Origin of the sequence: Ramlibacter agri (genome assembly GCF_012927085.1) — a bacterium.
Classification (GTDB): Bacteria; Pseudomonadota; Gammaproteobacteria; order Burkholderiales; family Burkholderiaceae_C; genus Ramlibacter; species Ramlibacter agri.
The window spans coordinates 2,534,644-2,551,578 of record NZ_JABBFX010000001.1 but is presented as its reverse complement, the minus strand read 5'-3'; the positions used below and the strand labels follow the sequence as shown (position 1 = coordinate 2,551,578).

At 68.7% G+C, this 16,935-nt stretch carries 16 protein-coding genes; 7 read left to right on the top strand and 9 right to left on the bottom strand.

What is annotated here, in order from left to right; genetic code table 11:
* The 8 genes from HHL11_RS12310 to HHL11_RS12275 form a co-directional block, all read right to left on the bottom strand.
* A complete protein-coding gene (locus HHL11_RS12310; RefSeq protein ID WP_169418659.1) occupies window positions 1-2,127 on the bottom strand; it encodes an acetate--CoA ligase family protein in 2,127 nt (708 codons plus the stop codon).
* 19 nt (window positions 2,128-2,146) lie between these two features.
* Complete coding sequence (locus HHL11_RS12305; protein WP_205964262.1) at window positions 2,147-3,751, bottom strand: ABC transporter substrate-binding protein; 1,605 nt, start codon at window positions 3,749-3,751, stop codon at window positions 2,147-2,149.
* Between the two features lie 34 nt (window positions 3,752-3,785).
* On the bottom strand, window positions 3,786-4,607 hold the full coding sequence (locus tag HHL11_RS12300) for an ATP-binding cassette domain-containing protein (protein ID WP_169418658.1): 822 nt from the start codon (window positions 4,605-4,607) through the stop codon (window positions 3,786-3,788).
* Window positions 4,604-5,410: an ABC transporter ATP-binding protein gene (locus HHL11_RS12295; RefSeq protein ID WP_169418657.1), complete on the bottom strand. Its 807-nt coding sequence runs from the start codon at window positions 5,408-5,410 to the stop codon at window positions 4,604-4,606. Before HHL11_RS12295 ends, HHL11_RS12300 begins: the two co-directional genes overlap by 4 nt.
* A gap of 1 nt (window position 5,411) precedes the next feature.
* On the bottom strand, window positions 5,412-6,320 hold the full coding sequence (locus HHL11_RS12290; RefSeq protein WP_169418656.1) for an ABC transporter permease: 909 nt from the start codon (window positions 6,318-6,320) through the stop codon (window positions 5,412-5,414).
* Between the two features lie 9 nt (window positions 6,321-6,329).
* The gene (locus tag HHL11_RS12285) at window positions 6,330-7,298 is read right to left on the bottom strand and encodes an ABC transporter permease (RefSeq protein ID WP_169418655.1); all 969 of its coding nucleotides are present in this window, start codon (window positions 7,296-7,298) and stop codon (window positions 6,330-6,332) included.
* A gap of 15 nt (window positions 7,299-7,313) precedes the next feature.
* Entirely contained in the window at window positions 7,314-8,219 is a 906-nt protein-coding gene (locus HHL11_RS12280) for an amidohydrolase family protein (RefSeq protein WP_169418654.1), read from the bottom strand.
* A 63-nt stretch (window positions 8,220-8,282) separates the two neighbouring features.
* Window positions 8,283-8,954 carry a response regulator transcription factor gene (locus HHL11_RS12275; RefSeq protein WP_169418653.1) on the bottom strand — a complete coding sequence of 224 codons (672 nt, stop codon included), beginning with the start codon at window positions 8,952-8,954 and terminating at the stop codon, window positions 8,283-8,285.
* A 126-nt stretch (window positions 8,955-9,080) separates the two neighbouring features.
* On the opposite strand from HHL11_RS12275, the gene HHL11_RS12270 reads away from it, so the two are divergent.
* Window positions 9,081-10,085, top strand: coding sequence for an AraC family transcriptional regulator (locus HHL11_RS12270; RefSeq protein ID WP_169418652.1), 1,005 nt, complete (start codon window positions 9,081-9,083; stop codon window positions 10,083-10,085).
* On the opposite strand, the gene HHL11_RS12265 is transcribed toward HHL11_RS12270, so the two are convergent.
* A complete protein-coding gene (locus HHL11_RS12265) occupies window positions 10,078-11,274 on the bottom strand; it encodes an amidohydrolase family protein (protein ID WP_169418651.1) in 1,197 nt (398 codons plus the stop codon). The two genes, HHL11_RS12270 and HHL11_RS12265, sit on opposite strands and share 8 nt — an antisense overlap.
* Before the next feature lie 149 nt (window positions 11,275-11,423).
* Between HHL11_RS12265 and HHL11_RS12260 the strand changes: the two genes are divergently transcribed.
* From HHL11_RS12260 to HHL11_RS12235, 6 genes are read left to right on the top strand one after another with little or no spacing between them, the layout of a single operon-like run.
* A complete protein-coding gene (locus HHL11_RS12260) occupies window positions 11,424-12,227 on the top strand; it encodes a creatininase family protein (RefSeq protein WP_169418650.1) in 804 nt (267 codons plus the stop codon).
* 10 nt (window positions 12,228-12,237) lie between these two features.
* Window positions 12,238-13,035 (top strand): ABC transporter ATP-binding protein, encoded by a 798-nt coding sequence (locus tag HHL11_RS12255; RefSeq protein WP_169418649.1) that lies wholly within the window; start codon window positions 12,238-12,240, stop codon window positions 13,033-13,035.
* Window positions 13,016-13,882 (top strand): ABC transporter permease, encoded by an 867-nt coding sequence (locus HHL11_RS12250; RefSeq protein WP_169418648.1) that lies wholly within the window; start codon window positions 13,016-13,018, stop codon window positions 13,880-13,882. Before HHL11_RS12255 ends, HHL11_RS12250 begins: the two co-directional genes overlap by 20 nt.
* Window positions 13,879-15,210 carry an FAD-binding oxidoreductase gene (locus HHL11_RS12245; RefSeq protein WP_169418647.1) on the top strand — a complete coding sequence of 444 codons (1,332 nt, stop codon included), beginning with the start codon at window positions 13,879-13,881 and terminating at the stop codon, window positions 15,208-15,210. The genes HHL11_RS12250 and HHL11_RS12245 overlap by 4 nt, the downstream gene beginning before the upstream one ends.
* Before the next feature lie 28 nt (window positions 15,211-15,238).
* Window positions 15,239-16,252, top strand: coding sequence for an ABC transporter substrate-binding protein (locus tag HHL11_RS12240; protein ID WP_169418646.1), 1,014 nt, complete (start codon window positions 15,239-15,241; stop codon window positions 16,250-16,252).
* Entirely contained in the window at window positions 16,252-16,929 is a 678-nt protein-coding gene (locus HHL11_RS12235; protein ID WP_169418645.1) for a TetR family transcriptional regulator C-terminal domain-containing protein, read from the top strand. The genes HHL11_RS12240 and HHL11_RS12235 overlap by 1 nt, the downstream gene beginning before the upstream one ends.
* Window positions 16,930-16,935: the final 6 nt, after the last annotated feature.

Below are 16,935 nucleotides of genomic sequence, written 5' to 3'. Positions count from 1 at the left end.
TCAGCCGGCGCTGCGGACGATCATCAGCGCGTCCACGACCCGCAGTTCGCCCGTCGCCTTCTTCACGAGCACGGGGTTCAGGTCGCAAGCCGTGATGAGGTCGCCCAGGTCTGCGGCAAGGTCGGACAGGCCGCTGAGCAGCCTTGCCAGCGGCGCGATGTCGGTGCGCGGCATCAGGCTGCGGTAGCCATCCAGCAGCTTGCCGAGGCGCGTCTTCCCTATGAGTGCCCTGCCCTCTTCCACCGACAGCGGCGCCAACTGCAGGGCGCGGTCGTTCAGCAGTTCCACCATCGTGCCGCCGGTGCCCACCACCATCAGCGTGCCCAGCGGCGGCGTCTGCGCGAAACCGATCAGCGCCTCGGCGTCGCCGGCGATCTGCTCCTGCAGCTCGAAGCCGTCGATGACGGCCTGCGGCGCGTGCTGCGCCACGTTGCGCGTGATCGTGGCGAGCGCGTCGCGCAGCGCGGAGGCATCGCGCACGTCCAGCACCACGCCGCCGATGTCGGAGCGGTGGTTGATCTGGCGCGAAGCCACCTTCACCACCATCGGGAAGCCGACCTCGCCGGCGCGCGCCGACGCTTCTTCGGCGCTGGAAGCGATGAGCGATTTCACGACCGGCACGCCGTAGCTGCGCAGCAGGCGAAAGGCGAGTTCCGGCGGCAGGCTGCCGCTCAGGGCGGCCAGCTCGCGCCGCCACTGCGCCGCCGCGGGATTGCGCAGCGGCCGGTCCGGGCGGTGGGCGTCGGCCCAGGCCTTCGCGGCGCCGGGCCGGCCGCGACCCAGGTGGTCCATTGCGACCAGGCCTTCGCGCAGGCCGCGCAGCACCGGCACGCCGCTGCCCTGCACCGCTTCCTCGATGCCCGCATGCAGCCCTTCGCCGGTGGGCGAGATCATCACCACCGGCTTGCCCGTCTTGCGGGCGATCTCCGCATAGCCGGGGATATGCAGCATGTAGTTTTCGTAGGTCCTGGGGTTCAGGCTGGCCTGCGAGTCCTGCAGCAGCGCCAGTGCGCCTACCTCCGGATCGTTCAGGATGGCTTCGAAGGCGGCCGGCGTGTTGCGGTCTTCCTTGGAGACCGTGGCGCCGATGTCCACCGGGTTGTGGCCAGGCGCGCCCGGCAGGCTGGCATGCACGGTGGCCTGCGTCGCCTCCGAGAACACGGCCAGTGCTACGCCGGCTGCCTCCGCCACGTCGCAGGCCAGGGCCGTCTGGCCGCCCGAGATGCCGGCGACCGCGATACGTCCAGCACCGGGCCGGCGCTTGGCCAGCACCGCGCATTCCAGCGAAGCGACCAGTTCGTCGTAATCGCGCGCGATGGCGATGTCGCAGGAGCGGAAGAAGCTGTCGAAGGCGTCGCGGCTGCTGACCAGGGCCCCGGTGTGGGCCTGCGTCGCCGCCGCGCCCATCTCGGAATTGCCGACCTTCAGCACCACCAGCGCCTTGCCCGCCGCATGCAGCTTGTCGGCCGCATAGGCGAAGGCGACCGGGTCCTGGATGGATTCGGCGACCACGCCGACCACGGTCGTGGCCTCGTCCTGCGCCAGCCACACCAGGTAGTCGGCGGCCGTCACCTGGTACTCGCTGCCGACGGTGACGACCTTGGACAGCCCGGTCGTGATGCTGTTCATGACCGAGATCGCCGCGGAGCCCGACTGCGCCACCAGCGCGACGCGCCCCGGCTTCAGGCGCAGCGAGGGCCGCGACGGATACAGCGGCGCCTTGTCGGTGAAGTTCACCAGCCCCATGCAGTTGGGGCCGTTGATCGACATGGCCGTAGTCGTGCCGAAGGCGCGGATCGCGGCTTCCTGCTCCGCGCTGAAGCCGTTGGAAAACACGTTGGCCGAGCGCACGCCGGCCGCTTCCAGCTGGCGCAGCGTCTGCAGCACCTCCGCCGCCGGCACGGCGACGATGGCCGTGTCCACCGCAGGCGGCAGCGCAGCCGCGCCGTTGCAGGCGGGCAAGCCGTCGACCTCGGCGGCGCTCGGGTGCACCGGGAGGATGCGGCCCGGGTAGCCCCAGGCGCGCAGGTTCTCGATCACCACGTTGCCCTGGGTGCTGCGTTTGGCCGAAGCCCCCACGATGGCAACGGCCTGGGGCCGCACGAGCGCCGCGACGTCTCTGTACAAAGTGTGCTCCCGTCCCTGCTTACTTCTTCGCGAACCAGGCTTCGGCCCAGTTCGGGTGCGTGTTGAACGAGAAGTCGAACTGCGCGTCCAGGCCCTGCAGCCTGGTCGACACCGCCTCGTGCATCTGCTGGCTGGCCAAGGTGATCTGGTTCAGGTCGCGCGCCACGATCTCGGCATACACCTTGTACGCAGCGCGTTGCTTGTCCAGCGGCACGGTGGCCGCCGTGTTCACGGCCTTGTCCATCTCGGGGTTGCAGTAGCCGGTGGGGTTGACGAAGGGCAGGTTGCCCGTATTGCAGATGTAGCTGCGGTCCACGCCCAGCACCGGGTTCGTGCGGCCGGTCAGCGAGATGACCGAGGTGTCGAAGGCGTTCTGCTTGTAGACCTTGTCGGTCCAGATCTGCGGGTCCAGGCCCGCCATCTTCACGTCGACGCCCACGGCGTTCCAGTTGCTCTGCACCACCTTGGCCACGGCGTCATAGGGCGGCCGCGTGATGTAGGTCAGCTCGATCGTCATGCGCTTGCCGTCCTTCATCGGGTAGCCCGCTTCGTCCAGCAGCGCACCCGCCTTCTTGGGGTCGTACGGGTACAGCTTGTCGTAGTCGACCGAGGGGTCGTACAGGTTGGTGAACTGGTTCGGGATGGCATTCTTGGCCGTCTCGGCCAGGCCCTGGTAGACGTCGGCGACGACGCGCTTGCGGTCGATGGCCTGGAACAGCGCCTGGCGCACCTTCAGGTTGTTGAACGGCGCCTTGCGCATGTTGAAGTCGACCACCGCGCGCTCGGGCGCGTTGTTCTCGATGCGCAGCACCTTGTAGCCGCCCGACTTCTCGCCTTCCCGGGCCGCCAGCACCTGCGCGGCTTCGGGCCGGAACCACTGGATCTCGCCGCGCATCATCGCGTTCAGGCGCTGTTGCGGGTTCGGGATCAGCGCGAAGACCACCGAGTCGAGGTAGGGCTTGGGCGCTTCCCAGTAGAACGGGTTGCGCACGAAGGTGATCGAGCGGCCGCTGTCCCAGGACTGGAACTTGAACGGCCCCAGGCCCACCGGCGCGCGGTTGGCCGGGTGCGTGGCGACGTCGGCGCTGCCCTCGTACACGTGCTTGGGCATGATCGGGAAGACCTCCTTGTCGAAGAGGTCCAGCGTCGCGGTCAGCGGCTCCTTCAGCGTGACGACGAAGGTGTAGGGGTCCGGCGCCTCGGCCTTGTCGACGATGGGCAGCAGCTTGCCGAGGTAGGTGTTGTACTTGGCGAAGTTGTTCAGCGTGAACAGCACGTCGGCCGAGGTGAAGGGCTGGCCATCGGACCACTTCACGTTCTGCCGCAGCTTGAAGGTGTAGACCTTGCCGTCGGGGGAGATCGTCCACTCCGTCGCCAGGCGCGGCAGGCGCTTGCCGTGGCGGTCGTAAGTCATGAGGCCGTCGGCCCAGACGTCCGCCATGAACAGCATCGAAGTCAGCGACGTCAGGTGCGTGTTGAAGCTGGAGATGGCGCCGGGGTCGAGCGCGGCGATCACCGTGCCACCGCGCTGCGGCTGGCCCTGGGCCATGGCGGCGGGTGCGGCGGCGGCGAAGCAAACTGCCGCGGCCATGCTGGCGGCCAGCTTCTGCAGGGAGGTCCTCATGGTCTGGGGTCTTTCGTGGGTGTGTCGGGGGAATTCAGGCAATGGCCAGCCGCGCCCGGGCCTGGCGGGGATCGGGCGGCAGGCGGGCCGCCAGCAACAGCTTGGTGTACTCGTGCTGGGGACGGGCGAACACTTCGGTGCCCATCTCCACGATGCGGCCCTGGTGCATGACGGCCACGCGGTCGGCGATGGCTTCCATGGCATGCAGGTCGTGGCTGATGATGACGAAGCCGACGCCGGTGCGCTGCTTCAGCGCGCGCATCAGGTCCAGGATCTGGCCCTGGATGGACACGTCCAGGCTGGACAGGGGCTCGTCGGCCACGATGATGCGCGGCGCCAGCATCATGGCCCGCGCGATGGCAACCCGCTGCTGCTGCCCGCCGGACAGCTGGTTCGGGTAGCGCGTCATGAAGCTCGCGGGCGGCACCAGGCCGACGGAAGCCAGGTGGCCTTCGATGCAGCCGGCCTCGCCATCGGCGTCCGCCAGCGCGTGTCGCCGCACCACGTGGCCCAGCGACTCGGCCACCTGCATGCGCGGGTTCAGCGACGCGGACGGATCCTGGAACACCGCCTGCACGCTGCGGCGGTAGTCCGCATGCTGCGCGCCGCTCAATTGCTGCAGCGAGGTGCCGCGGAAGCGCACCTCGCCGCGCGTGGGCTTGTTCAGCGCCAGCAGCAGTTTGGCCAGCGTGCTCTTGCCGGAGCCCGACTCGCCGACGATGGCCAGGGTCTCGCCCTCATGGACGTCGAGGCTGACGCCATCCAGCGCGTTCTGGTAGCGGCGCCGCCAGCCTTGCTGGTTGCGGCTCACATAGGTCTGCGTGACCTCGTGCAGGCTGAGGATGGGTGCCGTCACGCCGCCTCCGCCGCCTCGCGGCCGCGCCGCGTCATCTGGATCAAGCGGGCCGAGTAGGGGTGGCGCGGCGCATCGAACAGCGCCAGCGTGTCGGCCTCCTCGACGACCTTGCCGCCGTTCATGACGTACACGCGATCGCACAGGGCCGCCACCACGCCGAGATCGTGCGTGATGATCACCATGCCCATGCGCCGCTGCTGGTGCAGCCGCTTCAGCGTCTCCAGCACCCGCAGCTGCACGGTCGCATCGAGTGCCGTCGTGGGTTCGTCAGCGAACAGCAGCTGCGGTTCGCTGGCCAGCGCGATGGCGATCATGATGCGCTGGCGCATGCCGCCGGACAGCTCGTGCGGGTAGCGGCGCGCCACGTACTCCACGTCGCGCAGCCCCACTTCGCGCAGCAGCGCGTAGATGCGCTCCTGCTCCGGCATCGCATGCTCGCCGGGGCTCAGGGCTTCCCGGACCTGCTTGCCCACCCGCATCGTCGGGTTCAGGTAGCCCATGGGATCCTGGAAGATCATCGAGAAGCCGGCCTTGCGGCGCAGGCGGCGCAGCGCTTCAGGCGCCATCGCCAGCGTGTCCGCGCCGTTGAAGAGGGCCTGGCCGCTCAATTCGGCGAACTCCACGTTGGCCATCAGGCGCGACACGGCGCGGGCCAGCGTGCTCTTGCCCGAGCCCGATTCGCCGACGATGCCCACGCATTCGCCGGGCATGACCAGCAGGTCGACGCCATCGACCGCCCGCACCACGGCGCCGCCGGTGCGCAGGTGCACCTTGAGGTCGCGGACGTCCAGCAAGGCTTCCATCTCAGTCCTCCAGTCCGACTTGCGGACCCTTGCGCCGGTTGTCCGCCATTTCGTTGAGGCCGTCGGCGAAGAGGTTGAAGGCGATCACCGCCAGGCAGATCGCCGCGCCCGGGAACACGCTCATCCACCAGGCCTGGCTCATGAAGTCCTGCGCCGCGAACAGCAGCTGGCCCCAGCTCACCATGTTCGGGTCCGACAGGCCGAGGAAGCCCAGGCCCGCCTCGATCAGGATCGCGACGCTGGCGTCCAGCGCCACCTGCACGATCACCGGCTGCATCGCGTTGGGCAGGATCTCGCGCAGGATGATGTGCGGGGTTGACAGGTCGAGCACCCGGGCCGCGGCAACGAACTCGCGATCGCGCAGCTTCAGGTATTGGCCGTAGACGAGGCGCGCTTCCACCGGCCAGATCGCCAGGGTGACGGCGGCGATCAGCAGCCAGAAGCTGGTACCGAACAACGCCACCGCCAGCAGCACGAACAGCACCACCGGCAAGGTCTGGAACAGCTCGGTGACGCGCATCAGCACGGCCTCGATCCAGCCGCCGAAGTAGCCGGCCAGGATGCCGACGCTGCCGCCCACGACGAGCGCGGCGAAGGCGGCGCCGAAGCCGATGGCCAGCGAGGCGCGGGTGCCGTAAAGCACCATCGAGAAGATGTCGCGCCCCACGTTGTCGGTGCCGAACAGGTGGCCCGCACCCGGCGCGGCCAGGCTCAGCGGCGTCTGTTGGAAGGGACCGTAGGGCGCGATCCAGGGCGCGCACAAGGCCACGAGCGCCAGGAAGGCCAGCAGCACGAGGCCGATGAAGCCATGGCGCGTGCGCAGGATGCCGCGCAGCGCTGCGCCCAGGCCGTGCAGCACCGGGCGTCGCGGCGAAGGGACGATGCCCGGGGTGGCGGAAGTGGTCGTCATGCGGGAGATTCAGCGCTGGTGCCGGATGCGCGGGTCGATCAGCGCGTACAGAACGTCGACCACGAAGTTCATCGTCACCACCGCGAGGGCGGAGAAGATCACCACGCCCATCACCATCAGGTTGTCGCTGGTGCGGATGGATTCGATCAGCAGCAGGCCCAGGCCCGGCCAGGTGAACACGGTTTCCAGCAGCACGGCGCCGCCCAGCGCGGAGCCGATGGCGTAGCCGGCGATGGTGACCAGCGGCAGGCTGGAGTTGCGCACGATGTGGCGCCAGATGATGGCGCTGCGCCGCAGGCCCTTCGCGCGCGCCGTCACGATGTAGCCCTGGCCCAGGGTGTCGATGACGCTCGCACGCATGATGCGGGCCACGCGCATGCCGTCATGGATGGCGAAGGCCGCCACCGGCAAGGCCAGGTAGTGCAGGCGCTCCAGCACCCACTGCAGGCCGGTGGCCTGCGACAGCAGCGGGCCCATGCCCTGCGTGGGGAACCAACCCAGCTTCAGCGCGAACAGGATGACCAGCAGCTGCCCGAGCCAGAAGGTCGGCACGGCATACAGGATCAAGGTGACTGTCGTCCCCGCCTGGTCCATCGACCTTCGCCGCGTGGTGCCGGTCAGCACGCCGATCAACATGCCCAATGGTATGGCGACAGCGAAGCCCGCAGCCGCGAGCAGGATGGTGCGCGGCGCGCGCTCGAGCACCATGTCCAGCACCGGCCGCTGCGCGTGGTACGAGAAGCCCAGGTCGCCGTGCAGCAGGTTGTTGAAATAGGTGCCGATGCGCACCGGCAGCGGATCGTTGAGGCGGTACTTCTTCTCGATGGCCTCGCGGAAGGCCGGCGGCACCGGGAAGTCGCCCACCATGGCCTGCACGGGGTCGCCGGGAATGGCCTGCTGCATCAGGAAGATGGCCAGGATCACGGCCACCAGCAGCGGCACCGCGTGCAGGATGCGGAAGATGGTGAAGCGCAGCATGCGCGGTGGCCGGCCTCAGCCCAGGCGGAAGAAGGTGGCGGCGTTCGTGTACAGCCACTTCTCCATCACTTTTTCCTTGATGGGGAGCGACTGGTATTCCTGGATCAATTCGCCGAACGAGCAGCCGAACAGGTAGCGCGACAGGCCCACCATGATCTTGTCCTGCAGCAGCGTGTTGCCGAACTGCAGGAACTGCTCCCAGCCCGAGCCCTCCTGCGCCAGGTACTTGGGGCGGTGCGCCGCCGTGTCGGCATACAGGTTGGGGTGGCGGCGCAGCAGGCCCACCATGTCGTTGATCCAGGGCCAGCCGCCCAGGCCGGCGATGACGCGCAGCTCGGGGAAGTGAATGCAGATGTCGTCCAGGTGGCGCGGGTGCGCGATGTCGTACGGACGGTCGTTGGCATACGTCATCGAGGTGTAGATGCGCACCGGCACGTCCAGCTCCACGCACTTCGCGTAAAGCGGGTAGTAGCGCTTGTCGTTGGCGGGAATGCAGGTGTAAAGCGGCGAGACGCGGATGCCGCCCGCGCCCTCCTCGCGCACCAGCCGCTCCAGCTCGCGCACGCCGCGCATGCCGTCGTTGGGATCGATCGTCACCAGGGTGAAGAAGCGGCCGGGAAACTTCTTGTGGATGGCGCCGATCTGGTCGTTGCGCGCGCCCACCAGCAGGCCGGCTTCGATGCCGGCCGCGTCCATGTCCTTGACCAGTTGCTCCGTGCCGCCGTCATGCTGCGCTTCGCCGGCCGGCTTGCGGTTGGTGGCCTGGCGGAACACGTGCTTGTAGTTCTCGAAGCCATAGCCCGGGGGGCGCGGCAGCGAGCCGGGAAACGGGTTGCCGGGACGGCCGTTGGTGATCTCGTGGATCGAAGGATCCGCTTCGCTCTTGGGCAGGGAGATCTCGAGATCGATGACGCGTGACATGGAAATCCTTCCGCAGTACGCGTTGCAGTCTCGCGGCCGGCCCCTTATCTTGTATATACAGGTTTACCCGGGCTGCTTTCCTCGCGCGCGCACGGCGTCTGCCAGCCAACGTTCCACCAGCTGCACGACGGCGGCCACCGACTGCACGCCCATCTTCTCCATGGCGCGCGCGCGATGGACCTTCACCGTCTTCTCGGCGATGTCCAGGTCGTAGGCGATCTGTTTGTTCAGGCGGCCGCTCATCACGTGCTGCAGCACCTCGAACTCGCGGGCGGTCAGCGTCGCCAGCCGGCGCTCGGCGTCGCTGCGCTCCGCCCGCCGCTCGCGCATCTGCGCGTCGCGTTGCAGCGCGCGCTCCAGCGCGGCGACCAGCATCGCCTCGTCCACGGGCTTCTTCAGGAAATCGACCGCGCCGTGCCGCATCGCCGCGGCGCAGGTCGCCACGTCCGCGAAGCCGCTGAGGAAGACCAGCGGAGGACCGTCCCGCTGCAGCAGCAGCGCCTGCAAGGCCAGGCCGTCCATCCCCGGCATCGCCACGTCCACCAGGGCACAACACGTCTGCGCCGGGTCGTAGGCGTCCAGGAAGGCTTGCGCACCGGCGTGGATGGCGACGTCGAAGTCGTGCAGCCGCAACAGCCGCGCAATCGCCGCCAGCACCATCGGGTCGTCGTCGACGACGTGCACCTTGCGCGATGGTCCGCCTGCCTCCTGTCGCTGTTCCGCGAGTCTTGTCATGCCTACTGCTCCGTCCAAGCGGCCGATCCTAGGAAGCGCACGGTCAGCCCCCACTCAGGCTGGCGCGATGCGTCAAGTCCTGGCGTGCAAAGTCAAGTCCCAGTGCTTTTCCACTACTATCGGCCGATGGGACCCCTGATCCGGAGCACCTTGCTGGTCAAGTTCACCGAAACCGCGAAGCGGGTGGGCGTCGATGCCGCCGACATGTTCCGCCACGTCGGCGCCGACCTGCAGTGCCTGGGAACCCCGGAGCTGCTGGTCCCCGAACGCTGGCTGGCCGGCATGCTCGATGCCACCGAGCGGCGCACCGGCTTCGTCTCGGTGGGCCTGGCGATGGCGGAGACCTGGCGGATGGCCGACAACGGCCCGCTCGCCCTGCTGCTGCAGCACCAGCCGACGCTGCGCCACGCCCTCGGCCACTACGAAAGCTACCGCCACCTGCGCAGCGAAACGGTGACCTTCCGGCTCTTCGAGTTCGGCGAACTCGCGGTCATCCGCCTGGAACTGGAGACCGAGCGCGCGCTCCCGGGCCGCCAACCCGTGGAACTGACGCTGGGCAGCCTGATGTCGCTGCTGCGCTGGTGCCTGGGCCCCGCCTGGAAGCCGAGAGAGGTCCGCTTCACCCATGCGGCGCCGCGCGAGCTGGACGTGCACGCCCGGGTGTTCGGATGCCCCGTGGAATTCGGCTGCGACTTCGACTGCATCGTGCTGAAGCAGGCGGACCTCGACCACCCCAATCCGCATGGCGACGTCCGGCTCGCCCGCTTCGCCAAGGAACTGCTCGATTACCAGCCCCACGGCATGCGCGCGCTGACGACGCTGGCCGTCCAACGCAACCTGAAAGTGCTGCTGCCGAAGGGGCGGTGCTCGATCGCGGAGGTCGCCTCGCAGCTGGGCACCAGCGCCCGCACGCTGCAGCGCCGGCTCGAGCATGAGCGCACCGAGTTTTCGGCGGTGACGAACGACGTGCGGCGCAGCCTGGCCAGCCTGTACCTGAGCGACGCGCGCTATCCGGTCTCGCAGGTCGCCACCTTGCTCGGGTTCTCCGAGCCCAGCGCCTTCTCGCGCTGGTTCGGCGCGCAGTTCGGGCAGTCGCCGCGCGAGTGGCGCGCCGGCGCCGTCGTCAGCTGACGGCGGCTCCGTCCCGGTAGACCTGGCGCTGCCGGCCCGAGGGCGTGACCAGTTCATAGCCGCTCGCGGCTGGCATCACCACCAGGTCCGCGGGCGCGCCGACGCGCAGCCGTCCGTCCCACGCCAGCCCCATGGCGCTTGCGGGGTTCGTCGTGATCGCATCCAGCCACGCCGCGGCATCGGGCAGGTGCGCCATCTGCACGGCCAGGCCCCAAGTCTCCAGCAGGTCGTAGCTGCCGTAGGGATAGAAGGCATCGGCGACGTTGTCGGTCGCGACGCAGACGTTGACGCCCGCCGCGCGCGCCTCGCGCACCCGCGTGATTCCGCGCTGCACCGGCGTGCCGCTCCAGTCCCCCTGCAGGTACAGGTTGGACGTGGGCAGCGCCACGAGGTGGATGCCGGCCGCCGCGCAGCGCGCCAGCGTTTCCTCGGCCTGGGCCCGCGGCTGGATGGCCAGCGAGCAGGCGTGGCCGCAGGTGACGCGTCCTTGCAGGCCGAATTCGACCGTCAGGTGCGCCACGGCTGACAAGGCCTGGGCGTCTGGGTGGAGGCCTTCGTCGACGTGCAGGTCCAGCAGCAGATCGTTGCGCGCGGCGAGTTCGAACACGCGCCTCAGCTTGTCCGCCGCGGCCTCGTTGCGGTACACGAAGGCGCCGAGGATGCCGCCGTGCTGGCGCAGCGTACCCGCACGCCGCTGCGCCGCGCCATCGACGTCGAACAGGTCGAGCGCGGTCAGCGAGACGAACTGCAGTTCGATGCGCCCCCGCCATTCCTCGCGCACCTCGCGCAGCACCGGCAGCGCCACCGGCACTTCCACGCCGGTCCAGTCCAGGTGCGTGCGCATCGCTCGCGTCCCGCTGGCCCAGGCGTCCTGCAAGGCGCGCGTCATGCGCGCGCGGACCTGCGCCTCGGTCCAGCGCCCGCGCGCGGCCTGCATCTTGCCGATCGCCGTCTGCAGGTCGCCCTGCGCCTCGCCCACCTCGTCCACCGTGTAGGTCTTGTCGATGTGCACGTGCAGGTCGACGAAGGCGCTGGCCGCGATGCCGCGCGGCGGCCCCGCCACGGGCTCGATCTGCGTGATGCGGCCCGCCGCCCACGCGAGGCGGAAGGCCCGGGCCGGCGGCGCCCCGGAGGCGAAGCCGCGCAGGGGCGGCGGGATGGCGACGGCGTCGATCTGCTGCTGGGTCATGGGATGCGCGCGTTTGTACACCGGCGCGGCCCGGCCCGGCAACGGCGGCACGGCTTCAGGGTTTCCACTGCGTCGCAATTCCGGGCCGCGGTCCCAGAATTCCGGAAGGTTTGACCAAACGGACAAACCACTCGTAACGGGAAGAGACGATGAAGCGCTTTTGGGCCGATTACTCCGCGCCGGAACTGGCCGCCCTGGACCGCGACCGGCTGATCGCCGTGCTGCCGGTTTCCGCCATCGAACAGCATGGGCCGCACCTGCCGCTGTCGGTGGACACCACCATCGTCGAAGGCATCGTGCAGCGCATCGCCGGGCAACTTCCCGACGACGTGCCCGCCCTGTTCCTGCCCACGCAGCGCATCGGCAAGAGCAACGAGCATTCGCGCTACCCCGGCACCCTGACCTTGTCCATCCAGACCCTGGTCAACCTGTGGATGGAGATCGGCGACTGCGTGGCTGCCGCGGGCGTGCGCAAGATGGTCATCTTCAACAGCCACGGCGGCCAGGGCATGGTGGGCGAGATCGTCGCCCGCGACCTGCGCGTCAAGCACGACATGCTGGTGGTCGCCACCAACACCTATTCCTTCGGCACGCCGCCCGGCCTGTTCAGCGCCTCCGAGACGCAGCACGGCATCCACGGCGGCGACAAGGAGACCTCCGTGGTGCTGGCCCTGCGGCCGGACCTGGTGGACATGACGAAGGCGCGCAACTTCCGCTCCAGCGCCGAGAAGCTGGTGGCGGAGACCCGGCACCTGTCGATCAACGCGCGCGCCAAGCTGGCCTGGCAGATCCAGGACCTGAACCCCGAAGGCGCCTGCGGCGACGCCAGCAACGCCACGGCGGAAAAGGGCCACGCCGTCATCGACCACGTCGCCACGCAGTTCATCGAGATGCTGCGCGACCTGGACGCGACCAGCCCCGACTGGCTGGCCCAGCGTCCGCTGCACGTCTGAGTTCTCGCCCATGCAAGACACCGAGGCCCCCGGCCGGCTGATCCGGCTGGCGCGCGCCAACAAGCGCTATTCCAACGGCACGCTCGCCCTGCGCGACATGACGCTCGACGTCAACCGCGGCGAGTTCATCAGCCTGCTGGGGCCTTCGGGCTGCGGCAAGAGCACGGCGCTGCGCATGATGGCCGGCCTGCTGGAGCCCTCCTCCGGCAGCGTCGAGTGGACCGCCGGCGCCAAGGGCGCGAGCGAGCACACGCGCGACGTCAGCTTCGTGCTCCAGGAGCCGACCCTGATGCCCTGGGCGTCGATCTTCGACAACGTCTACCTGCCGCTGCGCATTGCCGGCGTGTCGCGCGCCAAGGCCGCCGACGAAGTGAGGTCTGCGCTGGCGCTGGTCGGCCTCTCGCGCTTTGCCGACGTCTACCCGCGCGAGCTGTCCGGCGGCATGAAGATGCGCGCCTCGATCGCGCGCGCCATGGTGACCAAGCCGCGCCTGCTGTTGATGGACGAGCCCTTCGCCGCGCTGGACGAAATGACGCGCGCCAAGCTGAACGACGACGTCCTGCAGCTGTGGAGCGACCTGGGCCTGACGGTGGTCTTCGTCACGCACAACGTCTGGGAAGCCGTGTACCTGTCCACCCGCGTCGTCGTGATGGCCGCGCGCCCGGGCCGGGTGCTGGAGGAGATCGCCATCGACGGCCCGCAACCGCGCCAGGAAGCGTTCCGCGCTTCCGCAGGCTATGCCGAGCAATGCGTGCGCATCTCCGGTGCGCTGAAGGAGAGCCTGGTCCATGTTGGCGCCGACCATTGAAGTCCCCGAGGCCGCGCTGGCCGAAGACGACACGGCCCGCACGCGCGAGCGTGCACGGGTGCGGCGCGAACGGCTGCTGACCATCGGCGCGCCCCTGCTGCTGATGGTGCTGGCGCTGGGCGCCTGGGAAGCCTTCGTGCGCCTGAAGGAAATCCCGCCCTACATCCTGCCGGCGCCTTCGCTGGTGCTGAAGACGCTGTGGCTGAAGTGGCCGTCGCTGCAGCCTTCGCTGCTGTTCACCGCGAAGCTCACCTTGCTCGCACTGGGATGCGCCGTGCTGGGCGGCGTGGCGCTCGGGACGTTGTTCGCCCTCTCGCGCTACGTCGAGGTGGCCCTGTTCCCCTACGCAGTCATCCTGCAGGTAACGCCGATCGTCGCGATCGCCCCGCTGATCATGATCTACGTGGACAGCACCACGGCCGCCCTGCTGATCTGCGCGTGGATCGTCGCCTTCTTTCCCATCCTGTCCAACACGGTGATCGGCCTGCGCAGCGCCGACCACAACCTGCGCGACCTGTTCACCTTGTACAAGGCCAGCCCCTGGCAGCGCTTCCGCCTGCTGCTGGTGCCCACGGCGATGCCCAACTTCCTGGCCGGCCTCAAGGTGTCTGGCGGCCTGGCGCTGATCGGGGCGGTGGTGGCGGAGTTCGTGGCGGGCGCCGCCGGCAAGGAGACGGGCCTGGCTTCGCGCATCTTCGAGGCCAGCTTCCGCAGCGACGTGCCGCTGATGTTCGCGGCGCTGCTGCTCGTGTCCATGTGCGGCATCGTCATCTTCCTGGCCACCACCTGGCTCACGCGCAAGGTGCTGGGCCACTGGCACGAAAGCGAAATGAAGAGGGAGCGATGAACAACCTGGCTGCGTTCCAGCGCGATATCGAAGGCATCGCCTGCCTCACCAGCGACGGCGAGCTGCGCTCGCGGGCGCGCGACTACTACTGGTACAGCCCGGTGCTGGACGCGCAGCTGAGGGACTGCCGTGCCGACATCGTGGTGCTGCCGGCCACCGAGGACGAAGTGCTGCGCGTCGCCGCGGCCGTCGCGCGGCATCGCCTCAAGGTGACGGTGCGTGGCGGCGGCACCGGCAACTACGGCCAGGCCGTGCCCCTGCAAGGCGGCGTGGTGCTGGACATGACCCTGCTGAACCGGGTGCTGGAGATCGGGCCGGGCTTCGTGCGGGTGCAGGCCGGCGCCTGCCTGGAGGCGGTGTTGAACACGGTGCGGGCCGAGGGCCAGCAGCTGATGATCTACCCCTCGACGATGAGCATCGCCACGGTGGGCGGCTTCATCGCCGGCGGCTCGGCCGGCATCGGTTCGGTGCGGCACGGCATCCTGCGCGAATCCGGCACGATGCGCTCGCTGCGCGTGGTGACCCTGGAGGAGCAGCCGCGGGTGCTGACCCTGAAGGGCAAGGACGTCGAACTGGTGCACCACGCCTGGGGCACCAACGGCATCATGATCGAGGCGGAGCTCGCGCTGGTGCCGGCGGTGGACTGGCTGCAGTGCGTGGCCCTGTTCCCCAGCTATCCGGAGGTGATCCGCTTCGGCTCCGCGGTGCAGGCGAGCGGCATCGACGTCTTCCTCCTGAGCGCCGTGGACCGGCGCTTCGGCCCCTACTACCGGGACTTCGGCGCCCGCTTCGACGGCAGCGCCGACGCCATCTTCACGATGGTGAACCCGAGCGACCGCGCTCGCTTCACCGAGCTCGTGCAAAAGCACGGCGGCACGCTGTCCATGTGCATGACGCCGCAGGAGGCGCAGGCCGCGGGCCTGCCGCCCGTGCACGAGTGCGCCTACAACCACACGACCCTGCGCGCGCTGAAGGTCGATCGCGGCTGGACCTACCTGCAGATGGTCGTTCCGGTCGACCGCGCCCCCGAACTCGTCGCGCAGCAGATCGAGCGCTATGGCGACGAGATGCTGATGCACCACGAATTCGCCCGCCTCGCCGGCCAGCCGCGCCTGTCCGGCCTGGTGCTGCTGCAGTACCTGGACGAGGAGCGGCTCGACGAGGTGCAGCAGGAACTGCGGCAGGACGGCTGCCACGTGATGAACGCGCACGTCTACGTCCTCGAAAAGAGCGGGCGCAAGGAAATGGGCGACGAGGAGATCCGCTTCAAGCACAGCACCGACCCGCTGGGCCTGATGAACCCCGGCAAGATCCTTTCGCTCTCTTGACCCCACCGAACACCACGAAGGAGACAGCATGATCACGAAACGCATCGCCCTGGCGCTGGCCGCCGCCGCCCTGCTGCTGCCCGCCCTGGCGCAGGCGCAGCAGAAGATCGTGTTCGCCACGAACTGGAAGGCGCAGGCCAGCCACGGCGGCTTCTACCAGGCGCTGGCCGACGGCACCTACAAGAAGTACGGGCTCGACGTGGAGATCATGCAGGGCGGCCCGCAGGTGAACCCGCGCCCGCTGATGCTGGTGGGCAAGGTGGACATGATGATCCCGCTGGGGATGATCAGCATGATGGAGGCGAACAAGAGCAAGCTGCCCACCATCCTGGTCGGCGCCTTCATGCAGAAGGACCCCACTTCGCTGATGGCGCATGCGGGCCAGTACAAGACCTTCCAGGACCTGACCAAGGCCAAGACGATCTACATCGCCAAGGGCAGCCAGTTCAGCTTCTGGAAGTGGATGACGGCCAGCCGCGGCTTCAGCGACGACCAGTTCAAGCCCTACAACTATTCCTCGGCGCCCTTCCTGGCCGACAAGGCCTCCGTGCAGCAGGCCTACGTGACGGCGGAACCGATCTACCTGGCCATGGACGGCGTGAAGACCGATGTCTTCATGCTGGCCGACCAGGGCTGGGAGGCGTACGCGAACATGATCGAGGTGCGCCGCGACCTGGTGGAGAAGAACCCTGCGATGATCCAGAAGTTCATCGACGCGTCCGCGATCGGCTGGTACCAGTACCTGTATGGCGGCGACCGCAAGGCCGCCTACGCGCTGATGAAGAAGGACAATCCGGAGATGACGGACGAAAAGCTCGACGCCGAATTCCACAAGCTGCAGGAGATGGGCATGGTGGACGCGGGCGATGCTCGCGCCAAAGGCATCGGCGCGATGTCGATGGACCGCATCAAGCGCTTCAACGCGGAAATGGTGAAGGCCGGCGTGTTCGGCGCCGGCGACATCGACATCAACGGCCTGGCCACCGACCGCTTCGTCAACAAGGGCGTGGGCCTGGACCTGCGCGCCAAGCTGGCCAAGTAGTGCTGGAGGAACGCACGGTCGACGCGCGCTCGGCGGCTTTCGCCGAGCGGCGCGCCGGCATGATGGACCGCATCCATGCCGCGGGGCTGGAACAGTTCTCGCGCCATGGCCTGCAAGGCACGTCGACGCAGGACATCGCCGCGCGCGCCGGCATCTCCAAGCAGCAGCTGCACTACTACATCGAAAGCAAGGAAGCGCTGTACGAGTCCATCCTGCGCCGCACGATGCAGCACTGGGCGCACATCGGCCTGAACGTCGACGAGGACCACAGCGACCCCGCGGTGTCGCTGGCGCGGCTGGTGCAGCGCAAGCTGGATTTCACCTTCGAGCATCCGCAGGTCTGCCGCCTGTTCGCCGGCGAGATCCTGAGCGGCGGCCATGTGATCCGCCGGATCTGGAAGGACGGCCAGCCTTCGGTGGACGCCGCGGCCGCGCTGGTCCAGAGCTGGGTGGACGCCGGCAAGATCGCGCCCATCGACCCCATGTACCTGCTGTTCCACATCTGGGCGCTCACGCAGCACTACGCCGACTACGAGGCGCAGGTGCGCTTCTTCGCCCGCTGGCCGGACGCCAAGCCGCTGGACCGCGACGCGATCCGCGCCGAGATCACGGCGCTGGTGCTGCGCGGCGTCGGGCTGGAGCATCCGCCCAAAAAGCGCCGCGCAAGGGCGCGCTGACAGGAA